The organism is Nocardia sp. NBC_01503, assembly GCF_036327755.1.
Lineage (GTDB): Bacteria > Actinomycetota > Actinomycetes > Mycobacteriales > Mycobacteriaceae > Nocardia.
Map to the genome: position 1 here is coordinate 8,167,046 of NZ_CP109596.1, position 17,689 is coordinate 8,184,734.

18 protein-coding genes are annotated in these 17,689 nt (G+C 65.6%); 6 read left to right on the top strand and 12 right to left on the bottom strand.

Going from position 1 to position 17,689, the window contains the following annotated elements; translation table 11 throughout:
• The first annotated feature begins 32 nt into the window (after positions 1–32).
• The 4 genes from OHB26_RS37805 (at position 33) to OHB26_RS37820 (ending at position 3,852) form a co-directional block, all read left to right on the top strand.
• Positions 33–539 carry a polyadenylate-specific 3'-exoribonuclease AS gene (locus OHB26_RS37805; RefSeq protein WP_330185910.1) on the top strand — a complete coding sequence of 169 codons (507 nt, stop codon included), beginning with the start codon at positions 33–35 and terminating at the stop codon, positions 537–539.
• A 62-nt stretch (positions 540–601) separates the two neighbouring features.
• Positions 602–1,774 carry a DUF262 domain-containing protein gene (locus OHB26_RS37810; RefSeq protein ID WP_330182024.1) on the top strand — a complete coding sequence of 391 codons (1,173 nt, stop codon included), beginning with the start codon at positions 602–604 and terminating at the stop codon, positions 1,772–1,774.
• Entirely contained in the window at positions 1,774–2,916 is a 1,143-nt protein-coding gene (locus OHB26_RS37815; protein WP_330182025.1) for a DUF3696 domain-containing protein, read from the top strand. Before OHB26_RS37810 ends, OHB26_RS37815 begins: the two co-directional genes overlap by 1 nt.
• A gap of 27 nt (positions 2,917–2,943) precedes the next feature.
• Positions 2,944–3,852, top strand: coding sequence for a hypothetical protein (locus OHB26_RS37820; protein ID WP_330182026.1), 909 nt, complete (start codon positions 2,944–2,946; stop codon positions 3,850–3,852).
• 75 nt (positions 3,853–3,927) lie between these two features.
• Here OHB26_RS37820 and OHB26_RS37825 read toward each other — a convergent pair whose 3' ends face one another.
• The 10 genes from OHB26_RS37825 to OHB26_RS37870 all read right to left on the bottom strand — a co-directional run bounded on the left by OHB26_RS37825 (position 3,928) and on the right by OHB26_RS37870 (position 12,923).
• Complete coding sequence (locus OHB26_RS37825) at positions 3,928–4,653, bottom strand: lysophospholipid acyltransferase family protein (RefSeq protein WP_330182027.1); 726 nt, start codon at positions 4,651–4,653, stop codon at positions 3,928–3,930.
• Positions 4,654–4,816: 163 nt separating this feature from the next.
• On the bottom strand, positions 4,817–5,821 hold the full coding sequence (locus OHB26_RS37830; protein WP_330182028.1) for an ROK family glucokinase: 1,005 nt from the start codon (positions 5,819–5,821) through the stop codon (positions 4,817–4,819).
• The gene (locus OHB26_RS37835) at positions 5,818–6,603 is read right to left on the bottom strand and encodes a hypothetical protein (protein ID WP_330182029.1); all 786 of its coding nucleotides are present in this window, start codon (positions 6,601–6,603) and stop codon (positions 5,818–5,820) included. The genes OHB26_RS37830 and OHB26_RS37835 overlap by 4 nt, the downstream gene beginning before the upstream one ends.
• The gene (locus OHB26_RS37840) at positions 6,600–7,862 is read right to left on the bottom strand and encodes an ArsA family ATPase (protein ID WP_330182030.1); all 1,263 of its coding nucleotides are present in this window, start codon (positions 7,860–7,862) and stop codon (positions 6,600–6,602) included. The genes OHB26_RS37835 and OHB26_RS37840 overlap by 4 nt, the downstream gene beginning before the upstream one ends.
• A gap of 32 nt (positions 7,863–7,894) precedes the next feature.
• Complete coding sequence (locus tag OHB26_RS37845; protein ID WP_330182031.1) at positions 7,895–8,332, bottom strand: SRPBCC family protein; 438 nt, start codon at positions 8,330–8,332, stop codon at positions 7,895–7,897.
• 43 nt (positions 8,333–8,375) lie between these two features.
• Positions 8,376–8,765, bottom strand: coding sequence for a polyketide cyclase / dehydrase and lipid transport (locus OHB26_RS37850; RefSeq protein WP_330182032.1), 390 nt, complete (start codon positions 8,763–8,765; stop codon positions 8,376–8,378).
• Positions 8,766–8,850: 85 nt separating this feature from the next.
• Positions 8,851–10,014 (bottom strand): glycosyltransferase family 4 protein, encoded by a 1,164-nt coding sequence (locus OHB26_RS37855; RefSeq protein WP_330182033.1) that lies wholly within the window; start codon positions 10,012–10,014, stop codon positions 8,851–8,853.
• 74 nt (positions 10,015–10,088) lie between these two features.
• Complete coding sequence (locus OHB26_RS37860; RefSeq protein ID WP_330182034.1) at positions 10,089–11,096, bottom strand: hypothetical protein; 1,008 nt, start codon at positions 11,094–11,096, stop codon at positions 10,089–10,091.
• A 19-nt stretch (positions 11,097–11,115) separates the two neighbouring features.
• The gene (locus OHB26_RS37865; RefSeq protein ID WP_442943071.1) at positions 11,116–12,111 is read right to left on the bottom strand and encodes an NlpC/P60 family protein; all 996 of its coding nucleotides are present in this window, start codon (positions 12,109–12,111) and stop codon (positions 11,116–11,118) included.
• A gap of 215 nt (positions 12,112–12,326) precedes the next feature.
• Positions 12,327–12,923, bottom strand: a complete 597-nt coding sequence (locus OHB26_RS37870; RefSeq protein ID WP_330182036.1) for a C40 family peptidase — start codon at positions 12,921–12,923, stop codon at positions 12,327–12,329.
• A gap of 575 nt (positions 12,924–13,498) precedes the next feature.
• On the opposite strand from OHB26_RS37870, the gene OHB26_RS37875 reads away from it, so the two are divergent.
• A complete protein-coding gene (locus OHB26_RS37875; RefSeq protein ID WP_330182037.1) occupies positions 13,499–15,319 on the top strand; it encodes a DEDD exonuclease domain-containing protein in 1,821 nt (606 codons plus the stop codon).
• 94 nt (positions 15,320–15,413) lie between these two features.
• Here the strand turns inward: OHB26_RS37875 and OHB26_RS37880 are convergent, their stop codons facing one another.
• Together OHB26_RS37880 and OHB26_RS37885 are read right to left on the bottom strand one after the other, a co-directional pair.
• Entirely contained in the window at positions 15,414–15,980 is a 567-nt protein-coding gene (locus tag OHB26_RS37880) for a hypothetical protein (RefSeq protein ID WP_330182038.1), read from the bottom strand.
• Positions 15,981–15,992: 12 nt separating this feature from the next.
• Complete coding sequence (locus tag OHB26_RS37885) at positions 15,993–16,994, bottom strand: papain-like cysteine protease family protein (RefSeq protein ID WP_330182039.1); 1,002 nt, start codon at positions 16,992–16,994, stop codon at positions 15,993–15,995.
• A gap of 393 nt (positions 16,995–17,387) precedes the next feature.
• On the opposite strand from OHB26_RS37885, the gene OHB26_RS37890 reads away from it, so the two are divergent.
• The gene (locus OHB26_RS37890; protein ID WP_330182040.1) at positions 17,388–17,645 is read left to right on the top strand and encodes a YdeI/OmpD-associated family protein; all 258 of its coding nucleotides are present in this window, start codon (positions 17,388–17,390) and stop codon (positions 17,643–17,645) included.
• The last annotated feature ends 44 nt before the right edge of the window (positions 17,646–17,689 follow it).

Consider the following 17,689-nt stretch of genomic DNA (forward strand, 5'->3'; position numbering starts at 1 on the left):
AAGGCCCCCGGCCGCTAACCGAGGAGAGACCGATCTCGCTCCGATATTTTTATGACTCGGAATTCATCGAAAACGGGGTCACCATCGATCTCGTCTCGATCGCCGTCGTCTGCGAGGACGGCCGCGAATATTACGCGGTCTCAACGGAATTCGATGCCGACAAAGCCGGGCCGTTCGTACGCCGCAATGTGCTGCCCAAGCTACCGCCGCCCGCGTCGCACCTGTGGCGCAGCCGCGAGAAGATCCGCGAGGACCTTTACCGCTTCTTCCTGCCGCGCCCGGGTATCGAGCCGGAGCTGTGGGCCTGGGTCGGCGCCTACGACCACGTGGCACTGTGCCAGCTCTGGGGATCCATGGTCGATCTGCCGAACGCGCTCCCCCGCTACACCAATGAGCTGCGCCAGCATTGGAATCAGCACGGACAACCGCCGCTGCCACCGATCCCGAAGGACGCGCACGACGCGCTCGCGGATGCTCGCCACAACCTGGCGAAATTCGAGGCCATCGAGGCGCATCGCCGCATCCGATCAGGCGCATAGTCGCATAGTCGCCTTGTACAGTTCGCTGAGAGACCCCGAACAACAAGGAGAAGCCGACGCCGATGGCGCAGCAGCATGACGCCGACTTTCAAACCTTCGCGATGCTCCGAGAATTGGGCGACAGCGGTGAACTTGTGGATGTCGAGCGAGAGAACTCGGACGGCCCGGTCGAGCCATACGACCCGAACCAGATCGACGTACTGACCCGGACACCGACGATCAATCTTGTGCTGTCACGTCTGCGGCGCGGAAAGATCGACCTGCAACCGGATTTCCAGCGCGCCGCCGGGATCTGGAACGACGACAACCAGAGTCGGCTCATCGAATCGATGCTGCTCCGAATTCCCTTGCCCGCCTTCTATGCCGCAGAAACCCCGGATGACGCCTGGGCGATCGTGGATGGCATCCAACGACTGACATCGATTGCCCGATTCATGGCACCGGAACTGACACCATTCCAACCGCTGAAGCTCAAGGGATTGAACTACCTCACCTTCGAGGGCGCGAGCTTCGAGGATCTACCCGGACACCTCCAAACTCGATTGGAGGAGACCGAGATCGTGCTCCACCTCATCAGGCTAGGAACTCCGGATGCCGCAAAGTTCAACATCTTCGCGCGCCTCAATACCGGCGGCCTGCCTCTGACCACGCAGGAGTTGCGCCACGCATTGATTCCGGGACCGGCGCGCGGAATTCTGGCCGAGCTTGCGGATTCGTTCGAGTTCCAGGCTGCGACCGATGGGTCGGTGGCCAGCAGCCGCATGGCCGACCGCGAGATGGTGCTGCGTTTCATCGCATTCCTTCGCATCGACCCGAAGTCCTATGGGGAGAAGGATTTTGATCAATTCTTACGCAAGAGCATGCAACAGATCAACAATCTGCCTGCCAGTGAGATAGCTCAAATCAAATCATACTTCACTCGTTCGATGTCTGTGGCTCACGAGATATTCGGACCGTACGCATTTCGTAAACGCTACGTCGCCAAGTCGAATCGCTTTCCCATCAACAAGGCACTGTTCGAAGCACTCGGAGTCACACTCGCCAGGCGCTCCCCACGACAACTGGAAGCCTTGATCGCCCAACGCGAAGCAGTCGTGAGCGGATTCATGACCCTGATGTCCAACGACACCAGGTTCGAGCAGTCAATCTCAGTAAGCACCGGAGATCCGGCGCGAGTACGGTACCGCTTCGCAACCCTCGACGAAATGCTCTCGAACTTCGATCGGAGAAAGTAATGATCCGCGAGATCCGATTGCTGAACTTCAAAGGATTCGCCGATCAGAAAATTCCATTAGGTCAATTCACACTTTTGACCGGACTGAATTCCTCCGGGAAGAGCACAGTCCTGCAAGCATTTGCCCTGACTCGCCAGTCTGCGGAGGCAGGACCGATTTTCGGGTCTACTTCAAGCCTCTATTGCGGGTTCACGCTCAATGGAGAAATGGTCGAACTCGGCACTGGCCGCGATTTACGACATGAGTCATGGATTTCCAATGGAGAGATAACACTGGATTTCCGGTTCGAAGACCCGGCGACCGGCAAGGAATTCCGGTTACAATGGTCCGCTGGATACGACGCTGACGAAGATTTTCTGAAATTCGAATCCATGCCGTCCATGGAGGAATGGGTATCGAATCCGCGACCAAATTTCCTGAGATCGAGCCTTTTCCAGTACCTGCGGGCCGATCGCATCAATCCGGCAGTGAGCTACCCCCGCTCCAGCAAGAGCAGGCAAGGGTTCCTCGGTTCCAGAGGGGAGTACACCGCTGATGTGCTGAGGCAACATCAAGACGATCCGGTACCGCCGGAGGTTCGGCATCCGACCGCCGTCTCTGACCAGTTGTTGCGGCAGACCGAAGCCTGGCTAGGCCATCTCTGTCCCGGAATCAATCTCACCGCCACAGGCATCGACGGCACCGATGCGGTTCGAATCGCCTACAGCCACGGCACCGGTGGGCTCACCTCATCGAACCAATATCGCCCCACCAACGTCGGATTCGGCCTCACTTACGTCCTACCGATCATCGTTGCCTGCCTCACGGCGAAGCCGGGGGCGTTGATCCTGCTGGAGAACCCCGAGGCGCACCTCCATCCCCGAGGCCAAGCAGCCCTCGCGGAGCTTGTCGTGCGAGCGGCCAAGACCGGTGCGCAAGTAATCGTGGAGTCACACAGTGATCACATCCTCAACGGTGTTCGGATCGCTGTGAAGAAGAACCTGATCCAGCCGGATCAATTGAAACTGCACTACTTTCACTCCGGATCAACAGCAGGTCATGCATTTCAAACCATCGAGGTAGGTCCGGCGGGTACCATCGCGCAGTGGCCCGTCGGCTTCTTCGACGAGTGGGACCGGGCGCTGGACGAACTGATCGACTGAATGACGTCGCAATACCCGGGGGATCGAATGCCCGTACTGCTCGTACTGAACGAGCTTTCGTGCGAACAACAACTGGCCGTCAACGAAATCGACTGCGCCATGCGGCAATTCATCGATACGCTGCGAGCCATCACGCCCAAGGCCGCGCTCGTCACGCCGATGAAGCTACCGAATATCGAACTGGCGCCAGGCTATCCGATGAATCGCTGGGCGGCAGACGGCCGAAACCGGGATTTGTGGCGGGCAATCCGAGCAAGGCAGAACAGGGCTCCGTATACATTCCATGAGTTGACCCCGGAGACTCCTGGAGACGACGATTTCCAGTTCGGGGGTCGTGGGGCACTAGGTCTGGCCATCGCTCACAATCACGATGGCCTGGCGGTCAGTTTGCCCACTCACCTCGACTGGGACGCCTCGCATCTCCCTGTCCGCAGACTCTGGATCGACGAAGATGCGGACGAATTGGTCGACGATGCTGTGACCGTTCGCCACGCGTCTACACCCGAACATACTGATTTTCATGCGGATTGGCTCAAGACGTTCGATGGTGACGATGCTGTCGAGAGCGGTCTCGAACTCTGGGCGCAACGGGGCGAACGATTCCCCGCACTGGAATTCCTGCCACGCGTGGAGAACCACCTGACAGATCTTTCTCCCGGCTGGGTCCGACCGGTCTTCGTACGCCTCATCGAAATTCAACGGGCTGTCAGTGAATGGGTTCCCACGAGTGGTCGGCAACCGGTGTGGGCGAGCAAAATCACGCCCGAACATGAGCAGCGCCGCCGACTCTGCGAATTCGTCGATCTGGATGGAACGACCCAGGTCTTCGACATGCATGCTCGATTCACTCCGGGCGTGGGGCGGATCTACTTCCGGCTGAACGGCGCTGGCGGAACCGCAAGGATTGCCCACATCGGCCGCAAACTGGGTGCATGACCTGGACGAGCTCCGCTCGGATATGGCTCGGGCCCCGAGAGTTGCTCTCGGGGCCCGGGTCTGGCTGAGGTGGACTCAGCCCGCCATGGTCTGGGGGATGCGGTCGGCATCGGGGCGGGTACCCGAGGGGACGCCCTTCTTGAGCGAGGCGGCATAGACGTCCACGTACTCCTGATCGCCCATGCGCATCAGTTCGTACATGATCTCGTCGGTGACGGCACGCTCGACGAAGCGGTTGCCGCCCATACCCTCGTAGCGCGAGAAGTCGATGGGCTTACCGAATTTCACGGTGACCTTGCGCGGACGCCAGCGGAACGGTCCGGGCGGGCAGACCTCGTCGGTGCCGATCAGGGCGACCGGGATGACGGGGACACCGGTCTCCAGCGCCAACCGCGCGACACCGGTCTTGCCCTTGTACAGGCGGCCGTCCGGGGAGCGGGTGCCCTCGGGGTACAGGCCGACCAGACGGCCCTCGTTCAGCAGCTTGCGCGCGGAGTCGAGAGCGCCCTCGGCGGCGGTACCGCTGGAGCGATCGATCGGGTACTGGCCGGCGCCGGAGAAGAAGAACTTCTGCAGCCGGCCCTTGAAACCCGGGGTGGTGAAGTACTCGGCCTTGGCCAGGTAGGTGATGCGACGCGGACTCGCGAGGGGGGTGAACAGCCAGTCGGTGAACGACAGGTGGTTACCGGCCAGAATCGCGGCGCCATCGGCGGGGATGTTCTCCACCCCTTCGACCTTGGGCCGGTTGATGAGCTGGATGAACGGTCCCACCAAGACGAACTTCAGCAGCCAGTAGAACATTGCGTCCTTTCCCCTGTTTCGATACCCGGGACCGGCCTCGTTGCGGGCACCACACTCTCTTCGTCACCCTACCGCTGAGACCTGGTGGTGACCAACCGCCCACTGTCTGATGTGTCCGGTTCACCAAGGTTTTACGTAAAGGTCGGCGATCCGCCCCGGCGTGTCAGCGCCCGGCCGGACCCGCCGGGACCGCATCACGCTGCGCCTCGAGTGCCGCGCGGGCGAGTTCGGCCGCGCCGATCATGCCCGCCGCCTCACCGAGTTGGGCGGTCCGGATCCGAGCCAGACGGCGATGCCGGGCACCGGTGATGGATCCGGCGTAATGCTCGCGCGCATCGTCGAGGAACAGCGGGGCCGAGGAGCTGACACCACCGGCCACCACGATGAGATCCGGATCGAAGATATCGCTGACGAAGGCCAGACCCAGGCCGAGCCAGCGGGCGAAATCGGCCATCACATCCAGGGCCACGGGGTCGCCGTCCTGGGCGGCACCGGCCACCCGGCGACCGGTGAGCGAACCCGGATCGCGACCGGCCTCACGGGCCAGCATGGTGGAGCGGGTCGGATCGGTGGCCAGCATCTCCAGCGCGGTATCCACCAGAGCCGTTCCGCTGCAATACCTTTCCCAGCAGCCGCGCTTACCGCAGGCGCAGGCGCGACCGTTCGGGACCACCTGGAGATGACCGAGTTCGGGTGCCACGCCGTAGCTTCCGCGATACAGCCGCCCGTCGATGAGCAGCGCGGCTCCTATACCGGTGCCGATGGCCACCAGCACCACATTGCGCCCACCCGCCGCCGCACCGAACCGGTACTCGGCCCACAGCGCCGCGTTCGCATCATGTTCGAGCAGTACCGGCAGCCCGAGCCGATCGGTGAGCCGCCGCGCGACGGGCGCGTCCTCCCAGGGCAGATGCGGCGCGAACCGCACCGTGGCCCGGTCCTCGTCCACGAATCCGGCGACCGCCAGCCCGACCGCGCCGATGGCATGGCGGGCACACAGTTCCTTCACCACCCGCGCCAGCCCGTCCTCCAGGGCCCGCGCGGACTGCGGCGTGGACGCGGTCACGGTATCGAGCACCTCACCGGCGCCGTCGACCACCGACGCGCGAATATTGGTGCCGCCCACATCGATTCCCACCGTCAGCGGCACGTGCCCACCGCCCCTCATGCCTTGATGGTCACGTCGATGGGTACATACCCGGCCCGCGTCGCCCCCCGCCCGCGACCCTGATCGCCGCGCTCGGAGGCGGTGCCCGGCCGTCCGGCCGAACCCGGCCCGGGGCCGAAGGAGTCGCCCGGATCGGCCACCGTGGCGTCACCGGAAGTAGCTCCGCCACGGGCGGATTCGGCACGCGCGGCACGTTCGGCCCGAATACCCTGTGCGCCCGCGGCGAAACGCGCGATCAAACCGGCCAATGCGGCGCTGGCGCCGGGGTGGGCTCCAGCGGTCCCGGCATCGGTTGCGGCCGCACCGGATTCGGCGGCCGGATCGGCACTTCGCGTGGAATCGCCAGTGGGAGTGCCGAACTCGGCACCCGAGCCGTCACCGGCGCGGCGGTTCGGATCGGCCGGAGCGTCGAAGTCGCCGTGTCCGAACGAATCGTGCAGCCAGGCTTGGTATTCCGGGGATTCGGGGTCCAGGTCCGGGGGGATCACCGGTTCCACCGGAACGCCCGCGAGGGCTTCACGCAGCACCGTCACAATGGCGGTACCGTGATCGGCGATGGCGGCGACCACATCATGGTGTTCACCGCGCACCACCGCGGCGGCGGCGCAGACCGGGCACCAGGCACAGCTGGACCATTGGGTGCGGCCGTCGGCGGCGGTGCGGCGCAGGACAGGTTCGACGCGTTCGAGGACCGCTTCGGCGAGCAGGCGTAGCTCTTCGGCGAATTCGCTGAAATTGTCGTCGGGGTGGCCGGCCCGGGGATGGCCGTGTGTTGCGGTCATTTCGGCCAGACCTCGGGATCGGGCCGGAAGCGGATCACCAACTGATCGCCTTCGAGTTCGGCGGCATCGACCGTGCACCGCCGCAATACCGGCGCCAGCCGCAGCCGGCGCCTGACCCCGTCCGCTCCCACGATCAAATCGTCCTCCACTCGTCCCAGCTGCAGGGTCGACGGATCGACCACGGGTAGATGCATGCGCATGGCGAACACCGAATGCACACCCGTTCCCGCCTCCAGCCGAACCACCGGCCCGGCCGAAACGGACGGCACCCCGTCCACATCTGTGCCAAGCATAGGGACAGGACCCGGTCCCACCCAGTTACCACTCGCATCGACCGCATAGGACAGTGCCGTTAACGAACTCAGTCCGACAGGTTCGGCTCCGGCATGCGTCACCACCTGGACCGGGATACCACCCATACGTTTACGGAGATCGGCGACCACATCCAGTTGTTCCCCGCGCCGGTTGAAATACCACTGCACGGCGGGGTGAATATTCGCACCGTAGTCGGGCGCGGCGGTCTCGGGCAGCACCTTGTTGACCAGGACGGCCTCCAGGCGCAGGCCCAGCAGCGCGGCGGCCGAACGTACCCGGGTGGATTCGGCGACCGCCACCTGTTCGGCGGCGGTGACCAGGCGCGCGGTGGTGCGCCGCTGATCGGCGATGAGATCGCGGGCGGCAGTCACCGAGGCCACGATCTGCTCGACCGTGACGGCCAGGACCGCGCGGCGCAGATCGCCGCCGATGGCGCTGAGGGTGCGCGCGTGCGGGGGCCAAACGCGTTCGAGATAACCGAGCAGGGTGTCCGGGGCGGTGAGAATGCGCAGCATATCCGCCGACGGCGGGCAGTCCAGGATGATCACATCCCACTGCCGGGCCTGTGCGAATTCGGTGATCTCCAACAGTGCCAGGATCTCCTGGACGCCGGGCAATCCGGTGAGTTCGGCGGGGTCCAGCGCACCGAGGTCGATACCGTGCTCATGCCCCTCGCCCGAGACCATGAGCAGCACCGTGCGGAAGCGATCCTCCAGCAGCGCAAGGGAATCCACCTCGATCACATCGAGCCCCGGCTGTACCGCCGCCACCCCGGGCACGCTGCCGGGTTGATGCCGGAACCGGAATCCCAGTGCGTCGCCGAGGGAGTGCGCCTGATCGAGGGAGGCCAGCAGCACCCGCTGCCCGCCGCGCGCGTAGGCGAGTGCGGTCGCGCACGCCAGCGTCGTCTTTCCTACCCCACCCTTGCCGACGAACAGTTCCACCCGGGTGGCAGGTCGCTCGGTACCGCTCGCGGTCAGCCTTCGACCCGTTTCTTGAGTTCTTTCAATGCCGTATCGGTGATGACCTTCTCGGCCTTGCGCTTGAACATGCCGATCATCGGAATGTTCAGGTCCACGGTGAGTTCGTACACCACCTGGGTGCCGCCGTCGGGCAGCACGATCAGTTCGTAGCTGCCGTCCTGGGCCTTCTGCAGATCACCGCCGACCAGGGTCCAGCTGACGGCCTTGCCGTCGGGACGCCAGGTGTAGGAGAGCGTGTAGGTGTCCTTCACGACGCCCGCGTCCAGGACGAAGCGCGCGGTGCGCGCCCGGCCGTCCGGGAGTTTGTCGAGCACCTCTACCGAGTGGGCCGCGGCGACCCATTCCGGATACGACTCCAGGTCCGCGATGACGGCCATCACTCGATCCGAGGGGGCGTCGATCACGATCGACCGTTGAGTTCGATCGGCCATGGGTGACAACGCTTCCTTTCGAAGGGCGGGACTGGGGACGGGTCTACTGCGCGGCGGCGGGTGCGACCCCGGCCTTGCGACCGGCCTCGAGCCGCGCCTTGACCTCGAAGGACATCTTCTTCCCGGCCACGCGACGAGTGCGGTTGACGGCCAGCAGATCCCGCGGCGACATCCCCTCGACGCCACGCGGTTCGGCATGCATGAAGTAGTGCAGGATCACCCCGTCGAGCATGGGCTCGAGCCACACCTCCATGGTGCCGGTCGCCGCACCGGTGACGGTCCACCGAATTCCCTTGTCGGCCCGGTCTTCCCGCACCTGCAACTGCAGGTCCGGCCACCACTGCCGCCAGCGGCCCCGATCGGCCAGCATTTCCCCGACGGCAACGCCGGACGCGGCGACGAAGGTCTGATCGGCAACCTGGATACTGCTCACGACCGTGAGCCTAACCCAGAGCACGCCCGTGTTCGATTCGCCTCCTGCGCGGGGCGCGCCCCGCGGGCGGCGATCATCGGATCGACTAGTTCAGGGTGATACCGGGGGTGCTGCGGACCGGCGGGTCGAGCAGGTCGCGCAGGCGTTCGCCCATGCGGTCCCAGCGCCATTGCTCCTGGACCCAGGTGCGACCGGCCGCGCCCATGCGAGCGGCGGCGTCGCGGTCGGAGAGGACGTCGACAATGGCCTTGGTGATGGATTCGGGGGATTTGCCGTCGACCACATACCCGGTTTCGCCCTCGCGGACGGTTTCGGGGGCACCACCCGAATTGCCCGCTACCACGGGGACTCCGGTGGCGGAGGCTTCCAGGAAGACGATGCCCAGGCCCTCCACATCGAGGCCGAGGCCGCGGGTGCGGCAGGGCATGGCGAAGACATCGGCGATGGTGTGGTGGGCGGCGAGCTCGGCAGCGGGGACCCGACCGGTGAAGACCACATCATCGGTGACGCCGAGCGACTCCGCCAAGACGTGCAGCTTCTGCTCGTAGGGTCCTCCGCCCGCGATGACCAGCACCGCGCCCGGAATCTGCTTGCGGATCTCCAGCATCGCGACCAGCAGCACATCCTGCCCCTTGCGCGGGACCAGGCGGGACAGGCACAGGATGGTGGGGCGGTCACCCAGGCCGTAGCGCTCGCGAAGTTCGGCGCGGGCCGCCGGATCCGGTTTGAACACCTCGGAATCGACTGCGGGCGGCAGGTATTCGAGCGCGGCCCGCGCACCGAAGGCCGCGGAGAAGCGACGGCGCGTGTATTTACTGACGTAGGTGATGACATCGGTGTTGTCGCCGATGGCGCGTAGCGCCTGGCGCGCGCCGGGCAGCATGGACCAGCCGACCTCATGCCCGTGGGTGGAGGCCAGAATTCGCTCGGCACCCGCGCGGCGCAGTAGCGGGGACATGAGCGCCAGCGGTGCGGCGGCGCCGAACCAGACCCGATCGCACTGTTCGTCACGGAGCAGTTTGGCCGCGCGCCGTGCCACCAGCGGCGTGGGCAGCATCAGCGTGGTGGGGTGCCGCACCACCTGAAAAGGCTGTTCCGCGTCGAACTTCCAGTGGCTGTCACCCTTCCAGCGTGGGGCGTAGACGACCAGTTCGTCGGGGGGTAGCTGCATGGCCAGTGCATGCACGTAGGACTGGATACCTCCCGGTCGTGGCGGGAAATCATTGGTAACCAGCAGCGTTCGCCCCATGCGATCAACCTACTGCACTCGCCCCGGGAGCTCGCCCCGGACCGAAACCTCGCGCACCCACTGGCGCGTGTCGCTCAGGCGCCCGCGGTGGTGCGGCTGGTAATCCAGGAGTGCCAGCGCGCCAGGAACTCCGAATAGGGGATGCCGAGGGTGTTCCGCAGGACGGCCTCGACGGCGGCGTGATCCTTGGGACCGGTCGCCAAATGCCGGTAGAGCGAGACCAATTGGGGCTCACCGAACTGGTCGGCAATGAAGGCGCAGGCGGACCACGCTTGTTCGTAGACCGCGGCGGCCTCACCACTGGCGGGTTCGAAGGCGGCGTCGGCAGGCAGATCGGCCGGAAGATCACCCGCCCGGGCGCGAGTGGTGAGTGTCGGCGCGACCTCGGCGATGGGCTGGCGCAGACCGCGATGCGCGGTGTATTCGGCGAAACCCTCGAGCATCCACTGCGGTGAACCGTCGACGGTCACCGCGCGGGTCGCGACATGAGTGAGCTCATGCCGCAGCACCGAGCGCAGGCCGTCCGCGCCGAGACGACGCCCCGCCTCTGGGCCGAAGACCACGCGCTGACCGGTCACCTGAGCACCGGGATGAAAGGGATCCGCGACCGTAGCCGCCGCCACTTCGGCGGGCACGTCACCGGTCGCGTTGGTGAGCGCCGCGAATTCGGCTGGGCTGGAGGCCACCACGACAACCGGGGCCTGCGACCAGTCCGAACCCCACAGCGCGCTGACCGCCCGCGTCGCCGCGGCCAGCTCCCCCGCCAGCACATCCACATCGCCGCCGCGCGCCGGATGCCCCAGCACCACACCGACTTTCCCGGCCCCGGTGTTCACCGGTTCGGCGATCACCTTGCCGTAGGAATCCATCAGCCGATGCAACCCCGACACCTGCGGATCCGAGGCGACGAGCGAGTTGTCCCCGCCCGGCACCACCGCGCGAATCTTGGGCAGCACCGAATTGGGCAGCATGAGCAGCGCACCACAGGCGGCGGTGAGCCCGGTGACCATGACCAGGGTCAGGCAGAACTGGAAGCGGCGCTTCGTCGACAACCAGCCGCGTACCTGCCGCAATGCGCTCATTGCCACCTCATGGTGTTGGTCAGAATCGACGCGCGGAATGGAACGGTGATGATCCCATCGGCGCCACCTGGACGGGGACGCCGAATGTGGAGGCGTGCAACATCAAACCATTGCCCGCGTAGATACCGACATGGGAGATGTCGGAGTAGAAGAAGACCACATCGCCGGGCTGCAGATCCTTCTGGTCCACCGGCGTACCGTAACCGGCCTGCTGCTGGCTGGTGCGCGGCACGTTCTTGCCGACCTGATGGAAGGCCCACTGCACGAGACCGGAGCAGTCGAACTGTTCGGGACCGACCGCGCCCCAGACATAGGGTGCGCCGATGCGGGTGAGTCCGGCGGCGAGGGCGCTGGTGCCGCTGCCGGGGACGAGTCCGCGCAGCAGCGAATCCTTGTCGAAGCCCGGCGGGAACATCGAACCCGCGAGGGCGGAGCGATCATTGGCCGAGAGCTGACCCCAGGCGGCGATGACGCCCGCCATGGAGCCCTGTAGTGCGGCCCGCTTGGACTCCAGGTCGGTGCGCACCGCATCGGCCTGTGCGCTCGCGGCGCGGGCGACGTCGGCGGCGGTGCGGGCCGCGGCTTCGGCGGCGGAGGCGGCGGAGCTGACCTTCTGATACTGGCTCAGTTGATCATTGGTGCGGGTGCCGACCAGATCCACGATGGACATCTGGTCGAGCAGCTGCTGCGGTGAGGAGCTGACCAGCAGCGAGGTGAGCCGGTTGGTACGACTACCGAGCAGGGCCGAATTGGCCGCGCGATCGATAACCGGCTGATATCTGCGAATCTCGGAGCGAGCCGCGTCCAATGTGGTTGCGGCGGCCGCGGCCTTGGAATCGGCGTCCTTGGCGGCGGCGACCTTGGTGTCGAGATCGGCCTGGGCGTTCAGCGCCTGCTGATTGAGCTGTTCGGACTGGCGCGAGAGGTCGATCAGTCGCTGCACCGCTTCCCCGGCCGATGCCGGTGCGGCGACCGGATCGGCCAGCGCGGGTCCGATGTTGTTGGCTCCCACCAGCAGGACCCCTGCTGTGAGGGCTCCACCTACGAGTTTCTTCGTGCGATGTTGCGCTGCCACCGTCGGCCTGGTCCCGTTCTCTTGCCCCGAGCTGGAAAAGAAGGTCTCGAATAGGTTACGAAACGGCGACCGCTTGTGTCCAGCAGGCCACGAAATCATTACGGTCGCCGTTCGCTCGCAGGTCGCTCGACCTGCGGATCTTCAGTTCCGGAAAATCAGATCCGGCGCGCGCCGGCGAACGGCATGGACGAGATCGGGGCGACCTTGACCGGCTGACCGGAGGTCGAGGCGTGCACGACATTGCCGTCACCCACGTAGATGCCGGAGTGGCTGCCGCCGTAGAACGACACCACATCGCCCGGCTCCAGCGCCTCCTCCGAGATGGGGGCGCCGGCATTGAGCTGCTCATAGCTGGTGCGCGGCAGGTTGATTCCGGCCTGCGCGTAGGACCACTGCACCAGACCGGAGCAGTCGAAGGCGTTCGGGCCGGCGGCGCCGTAGACGTACGGGTCGCCGATGCGGCTCATGGCGGCGTCCACGACCTGCTGGCGCGGGCTGGCCTGCGGGGCGGCGGGGGCGGGGACACCCGGCATCTCGACGCCCGGGATGGCGGGCAGCTGCACCGGAAGGGACTCCGGCACACCCGGAATCCCGGCGGGGAGCTGAACCTGGTCCGGCACGTCGAAGGTGCCGACGCCGGGGATGGTCACCGGCTGCGCCGATGCAGGAGTGGCGGGCAGCAGCAGCGCGCTCAGCGTGGCAGCGCCGACGGCACCGGCCGTGAGGGCCCGCTTGACGGTCTTGGTCGCCATGGTGAGGTACTTCCAATCTGCCCCGCGACGCCGCACCGGTTTGGTGGGTCGGACTCCGCGAGGTCTCAGGAAGATTACGAGCCGATAACGGTGGTTTGTAAAGCCGCGACCAACGCACGGCGGCTGGAAATAGTTACGCGGCCGCATTTCGGTGCGACAAAAGTCACAGCAATCACGAAACGATAACAGTGGTCATTTTGCCGGGAGCGTCCACGGAGCTACCGGTCGGTAGCCAAGAGCCGGAAACACCCCCTCCTTGCAGGAGGGATTCCGAATAACAGCAGTTCAGACGCACCTTGTTCGACCTGGCCCTGACCGGCGGACTTGCGAACCGGCCCAAGGCGACCCTTACCGAGACAGCACGCGGCAGGCAGCGACTCGAACGGTCCGTCACATCCGATCGAATTGATTCAGTTTATGAATTAATGTGATCCCGGTCACTTTCTGGCATATTCGTGCAATTCGGGGATTTCACCCCGAAGATCACGGCGTCGAATTCCGACATTTCCGCTGGTCGGAAAATCCCGGCCCGACCGGGCGAAACCTGTCGGACCCCCGGCCTACGCTTGCGGGTCGTGTCCGAACAGTTGGCCTTCGACGAGCTCGAAACACCGCTCTACGACACAACGTTCGTGGTCGTGGACCTGGAGACCACCGGAACGAGCCCGCAGGGGGACGCCATCACCGAGATCGGCGCGGTGAAGGTGCGCGGCGGTGAGGTGCTCGGCGAGTTCGCGACCCTCGTGAATCCCGGACTGGCGATTCCACCGCAGATCGTGCAGATCACCGGGATCACCACGGCCATGCTGATCGACGCGCCGCGTATCGAGTCGGTGCTGCCCGGGTTTCTGGAGTTCGCGCACGGGGCGGTGCTGGTCGCGCACAACGCTCGATTCGATACCGGGTTTCTGCGCGCGGCCGCGGCACAGTGCGAGATTCCGTGGCCCGCCTTCCAAGTGGTGTGCACGGTGCAGTTGGCACGACGGGTCCTCAACCGGGATGAAGCGCCCTCGGTGAAGTTGTCCTTCCTTGCCGAGTTGCTCGGCTCGCAGACGCGGCCGACGCACCGCGCCCTCGATGACGCGCGCGCGACCGTCGATGTGCTGCACGCGCTCATGGCCCGGGTCGGGAATCAGGGCGTGCACAGTCTCACCGAGCTGCTCGACTATCTGCCGGAGGTGACGCGCCGCCAGCGCGCGAAACGGACTCTCGCGGCGGATCTTCCGGCCACCCCCGGCGTCTACCTCTTCCGGGGTCCTTCGGATGAAGTCCTATATATAGGAACCGCGGTGAATCTTCGCCGCCGAGTGCGCAACTACTTCACCGGTTCGGACACCCGTCCGCGCATGCGCGAGATGGTGCAGTTGGCGACCCGGGTCGATCATGTCGAATGCGCGCACGCGCTGGAGGCGGGCGTGCGCGAACTGCGACTGCTGCTCGCGCACACCCCGCCGTACAACCGCCGCTCCAAATTCCCGCAGCGGGCGTGGTGGCTGACGCTCACCGACGAGGCGTTCCCCCGCTTCGCCGTGTCCCGCACCCCGAACCGAGATGCGCTCGGCCCCTTCAACTCCCGCGCCGATGCCGTCGAGGTGGCGACCACCATCGCCGAGAACTGCGGCCTGCGCACCTGCACCACTCGCATCCCGCGCGGCGGCGCACATGATTGCCCGCCCGCCGTGGTCGGCGGTTGCCCCGCGAGCGCCCAAAACAGACCCCTATATATAGAGGAGTACGCGCAAGCCCCCGAAACGGTGCGCGCGCTCTTCTCCGGCGACAGCGACGCGATCCTGCGCACGATTCAGCACAGAATCGAATCTCTCTCGACCGCAGAACATTTCGAGGCAGCAGCTCGACTGCGAGATCGCACCTGCACTGTGCTCCGAGCCCTGCGTCGCACCCAGCGCCTGTCCGCTCTGACCCGCATCCCGGAACTGATAGCCGCGCACCCCGATGGGTCCGGTGGCTGGCAGTTCGCGGTCATCCGCCACGGCCGCCTCGCCTCCGCGGGCAACGCACCCCGCGGCATCTCCCCCATGCGAACGGTCGACCGCCTCGTAGCCTCGGCCGAAACCGTCATCCCGCCCACCCTGAACACTCCACCCCGAATCCTCACTCCCCCACCGGGCATCGCGCTGGACCCCGATCCCAGCGCGAATCCCACGACCACACCACCGGCGGGCGAGCCAGCCCACCCTCCGCTGCATGGCGCACTCCCCGAGGAGGTCGGACTCCTGGTGCGCTGGCTCGAACAACCCGGCACCCGGATAGTCCGCACCAGCCACGGCTACGCCGAACCTCGCCTCGGCGCGGGCCCCTGGCTGGCATGGCTCGAGCGAGCCGAGATCGCCCATGCGGCCCAGGACGCACACGTCCGCCCCGATTACGGCAAATAGTCGACCCGTCTGCCGAGATACCCTCGGCCCGTTGGCCTTCCGTCACCCCGCACCGGCCTTACGGTCGGCGCGGGAATCGAGGGTTCTCAGACTCTCACGCGGGCGGGTTGTTCGCGCGGGCCAGTTCGGACAGCTCGGCCAGGAACTGTGGCGCGGGGACCGGCTTGCCTTCCTTACCGATCGGAGAGGGATCCAGCGGGACGAGGATGTCGCTGATCGGAGAATGCAACCACAGTGCCATCACATACAGGGCCGGGATGCGCAGCAGCCGAAGCTCGAAGCCGGCAGCCTCGAGTTGAGGGAGCTTACGGACGGTCTTCACGGACTTGTCGGTGGACAGGACGAACGGTCCCTCGGTGAACTGTGCCAGCTCCTGGGTTCCGTCGGGCGCCAGCGTGGTTTCGGCGCTGGCGATGATCTGAGCGCCGTCCACCACGAGGTAACGCCAGCCCACGGGCTGCGCCGCATCGAGGCCGGCGCCGGCGGCGATGTCGTCGAGCCCGATGGTGAAGATCTGGTGCGGGGTGGACAGGTCGAGTTGGTCCTTACGGGCGCCGCGGAGCGCCTTGGTCGAGAACTTCGCGTCGTCGGCGAAGGCCCGCAGCTTCCCCTTGACCTTGTCGGGGACGTCGGACGGCGGTTCGGGCAGATGGAGCGGCATGATCGGGTCTCCTCAGCGCTGGGTCTTGTAGCTGACGTTCCAGGTTCCGGTGCCCTGGTATCTGTTTCGGAACACGTCGTAGGTGACATCCGAGTCGCCGTACCAGGGATCGGCGACGCTGACGTAGTCGACACCGCCGCTCACCGATCGGCCGCGCAGCGCGGCAATGTGCCCGCCGCCGCCCTGCCAGGCGATATTCACAATGACCGGGGCGGATTTGGCCATTTCGGCGCCGAGTTGCGCATTGGTCAGAGCGGCGTTCAGGCGCACGTTGAGTCGTCCGATCCGCGTCAGCGCGGTATCGGGCCACCGGCCCTGGTTGCACGGCGACACCGCACCCGCGCCGACGCAGCAGTCGTTCCTGCCCAACTCCGCGTTGGCCAGAGTGCACTGGGTCCACGGGGTCGCCGGGTCGTAGTACGCGGCGGTGCTGACCGTGGCCGCGTCCCAGCACCATAGGGTCTGCTCCTGGTGCTGCATGCGGAAGTCCAGACGCTGGTCGTCCATGGTCAGAATGAACTTCTCGTGGATACCGCCGTCGGCGCCGAACTGGGCGTTGACGGTGCCGCCACCGGTGCTGGTGTTGGCGGTCACTCCGGTGCCGTTCACGCGCAGAAACACCTTGGGGAAGGCCATCGACTCGAACGAGAACGATCCGTCCGTCTGTGGACTGGCGTGGTACTTCTCGTATGGACCGGGGCCCGCGCCGTACTGACAGTTGACCGTGCCGCCGCCGGACTCGGTCTGACTGGTCACCCCGCTGCCGTCCATACGCAGATAGACCTTCGGAAAGGCCACCGACTCGAAAGCGTACGAACCATCGGATTGGGGTCGGACCCGGTATCTCTCGTAGGCACCGGCCCCGTACTGACAGTTGACCGTGCCGCCACCGAAGTCAGCGGGGGCGGTCACCCCGCTGGCGTCCATCCGCAGAAACACATTCGAGAACGCCGTCGACCGAATCGTGATCGGTGTATCTCCCAGAGCTGCGAGGTCGGCTGCTGACAGTGGCATGATGTGCCTTCTTCCATGCAGAGAATTCCCAGGTCAGGCACGAAACCCGCGTCACTGAAGGCTATTTCGGCCGATGCCGGTGGGATGATTCAGTTCAGCACATCCGGCCTTGTCGCACAGGGACTTTCGCCCCGGATCGAGCATTCGCCTGACAAGGACCCTGGACACGAAAAATCTTGCGGCACAATACAATTCGAGATCACCGAGTGACAGTGCGCGGACATTGAGAGGTGCTGGACCACCTACGGGACATTGCCGGTCGCAGCGACGTTATCGACCGGGCAGTCGCCCTCGCTACGGCCACACGCGGCGAAGTCGCAGAGGCGGCACAGCCAAGGCTGCGGACGGTCGCCGCTGTGGGCTGCGCGTTGCTCGGCTCGGGCGAGGGTCACCGTGGTCAGCATCGTGTCCAGCGCTGACGCGAGAGTGTCGATCTCATCCGCGGACAGCGCGCTCGTCAGGGACTTCTCGCGCGTTTGGAGTATCCGCGCCGCCATATCCCGGCCAGCTGCGGCCTTCGCCGAACTCGACGCAGGTAACCGCTACTCGATCATCTGGCGCGTCAACGAAGCCAAGCGCCCGCAGACACGCCAACGCCGCATCGCCACCTATCTGGACATGCTCCGTCGCGGAGAGCGCATCCACCGATGAACAAGGGTGAGAAGCCCGACGTCTCCACGATCGAATGCGGCCCG

Coding starts and splice junctions, on each gene's coding strand:
- OHB26_RS37810 (WP_330182024.1), top strand. CDS start 602: ATGGCGCAGCAGCATGACGCCGACTTTCAAACCTTCGCGATGCTCCGA.
- OHB26_RS37815 (WP_330182025.1), top strand. CDS start 1,774: ATGATCCGCGAGATCCGATTGCTGAACTTCAAAGGATTCGCCGATCAG.
- OHB26_RS37820 (WP_330182026.1), top strand. CDS start 2,944: ATGCCCGTACTGCTCGTACTGAACGAGCTTTCGTGCGAACAACAACTG.
- OHB26_RS37825 (WP_330182027.1), bottom strand. CDS start 4,653: ATGTTCTACTGGCTGCTGAAGTTCGTCTTGGTGGGACCGTTCATCCAG.
- OHB26_RS37830 (WP_330182028.1), bottom strand. CDS start 5,821: ATGAGGGGCGGTGGGCACGTGCCGCTGACGGTGGGAATCGATGTGGGC.
- OHB26_RS37835 (WP_330182029.1), bottom strand. CDS start 6,603: ATGACCGCAACACACGGCCATCCCCGGGCCGGCCACCCCGACGACAAT.
- OHB26_RS37845 (WP_330182031.1), bottom strand. CDS start 8,332: ATGGCCGATCGAACTCAACGGTCGATCGTGATCGACGCCCCCTCGGAT.
- OHB26_RS37855 (WP_330182033.1), bottom strand. CDS start 10,014: ATGGGGCGAACGCTGCTGGTTACCAATGATTTCCCGCCACGACCGGGA.
- OHB26_RS37860 (WP_330182034.1), bottom strand. CDS start 11,096: ATGAGCGCATTGCGGCAGGTACGCGGCTGGTTGTCGACGAAGCGCCGC.
- OHB26_RS37870 (WP_330182036.1), bottom strand. CDS start 12,923: ATGGCGACCAAGACCGTCAAGCGGGCCCTCACGGCCGGTGCCGTCGGC.
- OHB26_RS37880 (WP_330182038.1), bottom strand. CDS start 15,980: ATGCCGCTCCATCTGCCCGAACCGCCGTCCGACGTCCCCGACAAGGTC.
- OHB26_RS37885 (WP_330182039.1), bottom strand. CDS start 16,994: ATGCCACTGTCAGCAGCCGACCTCGCAGCTCTGGGAGATACACCGATC.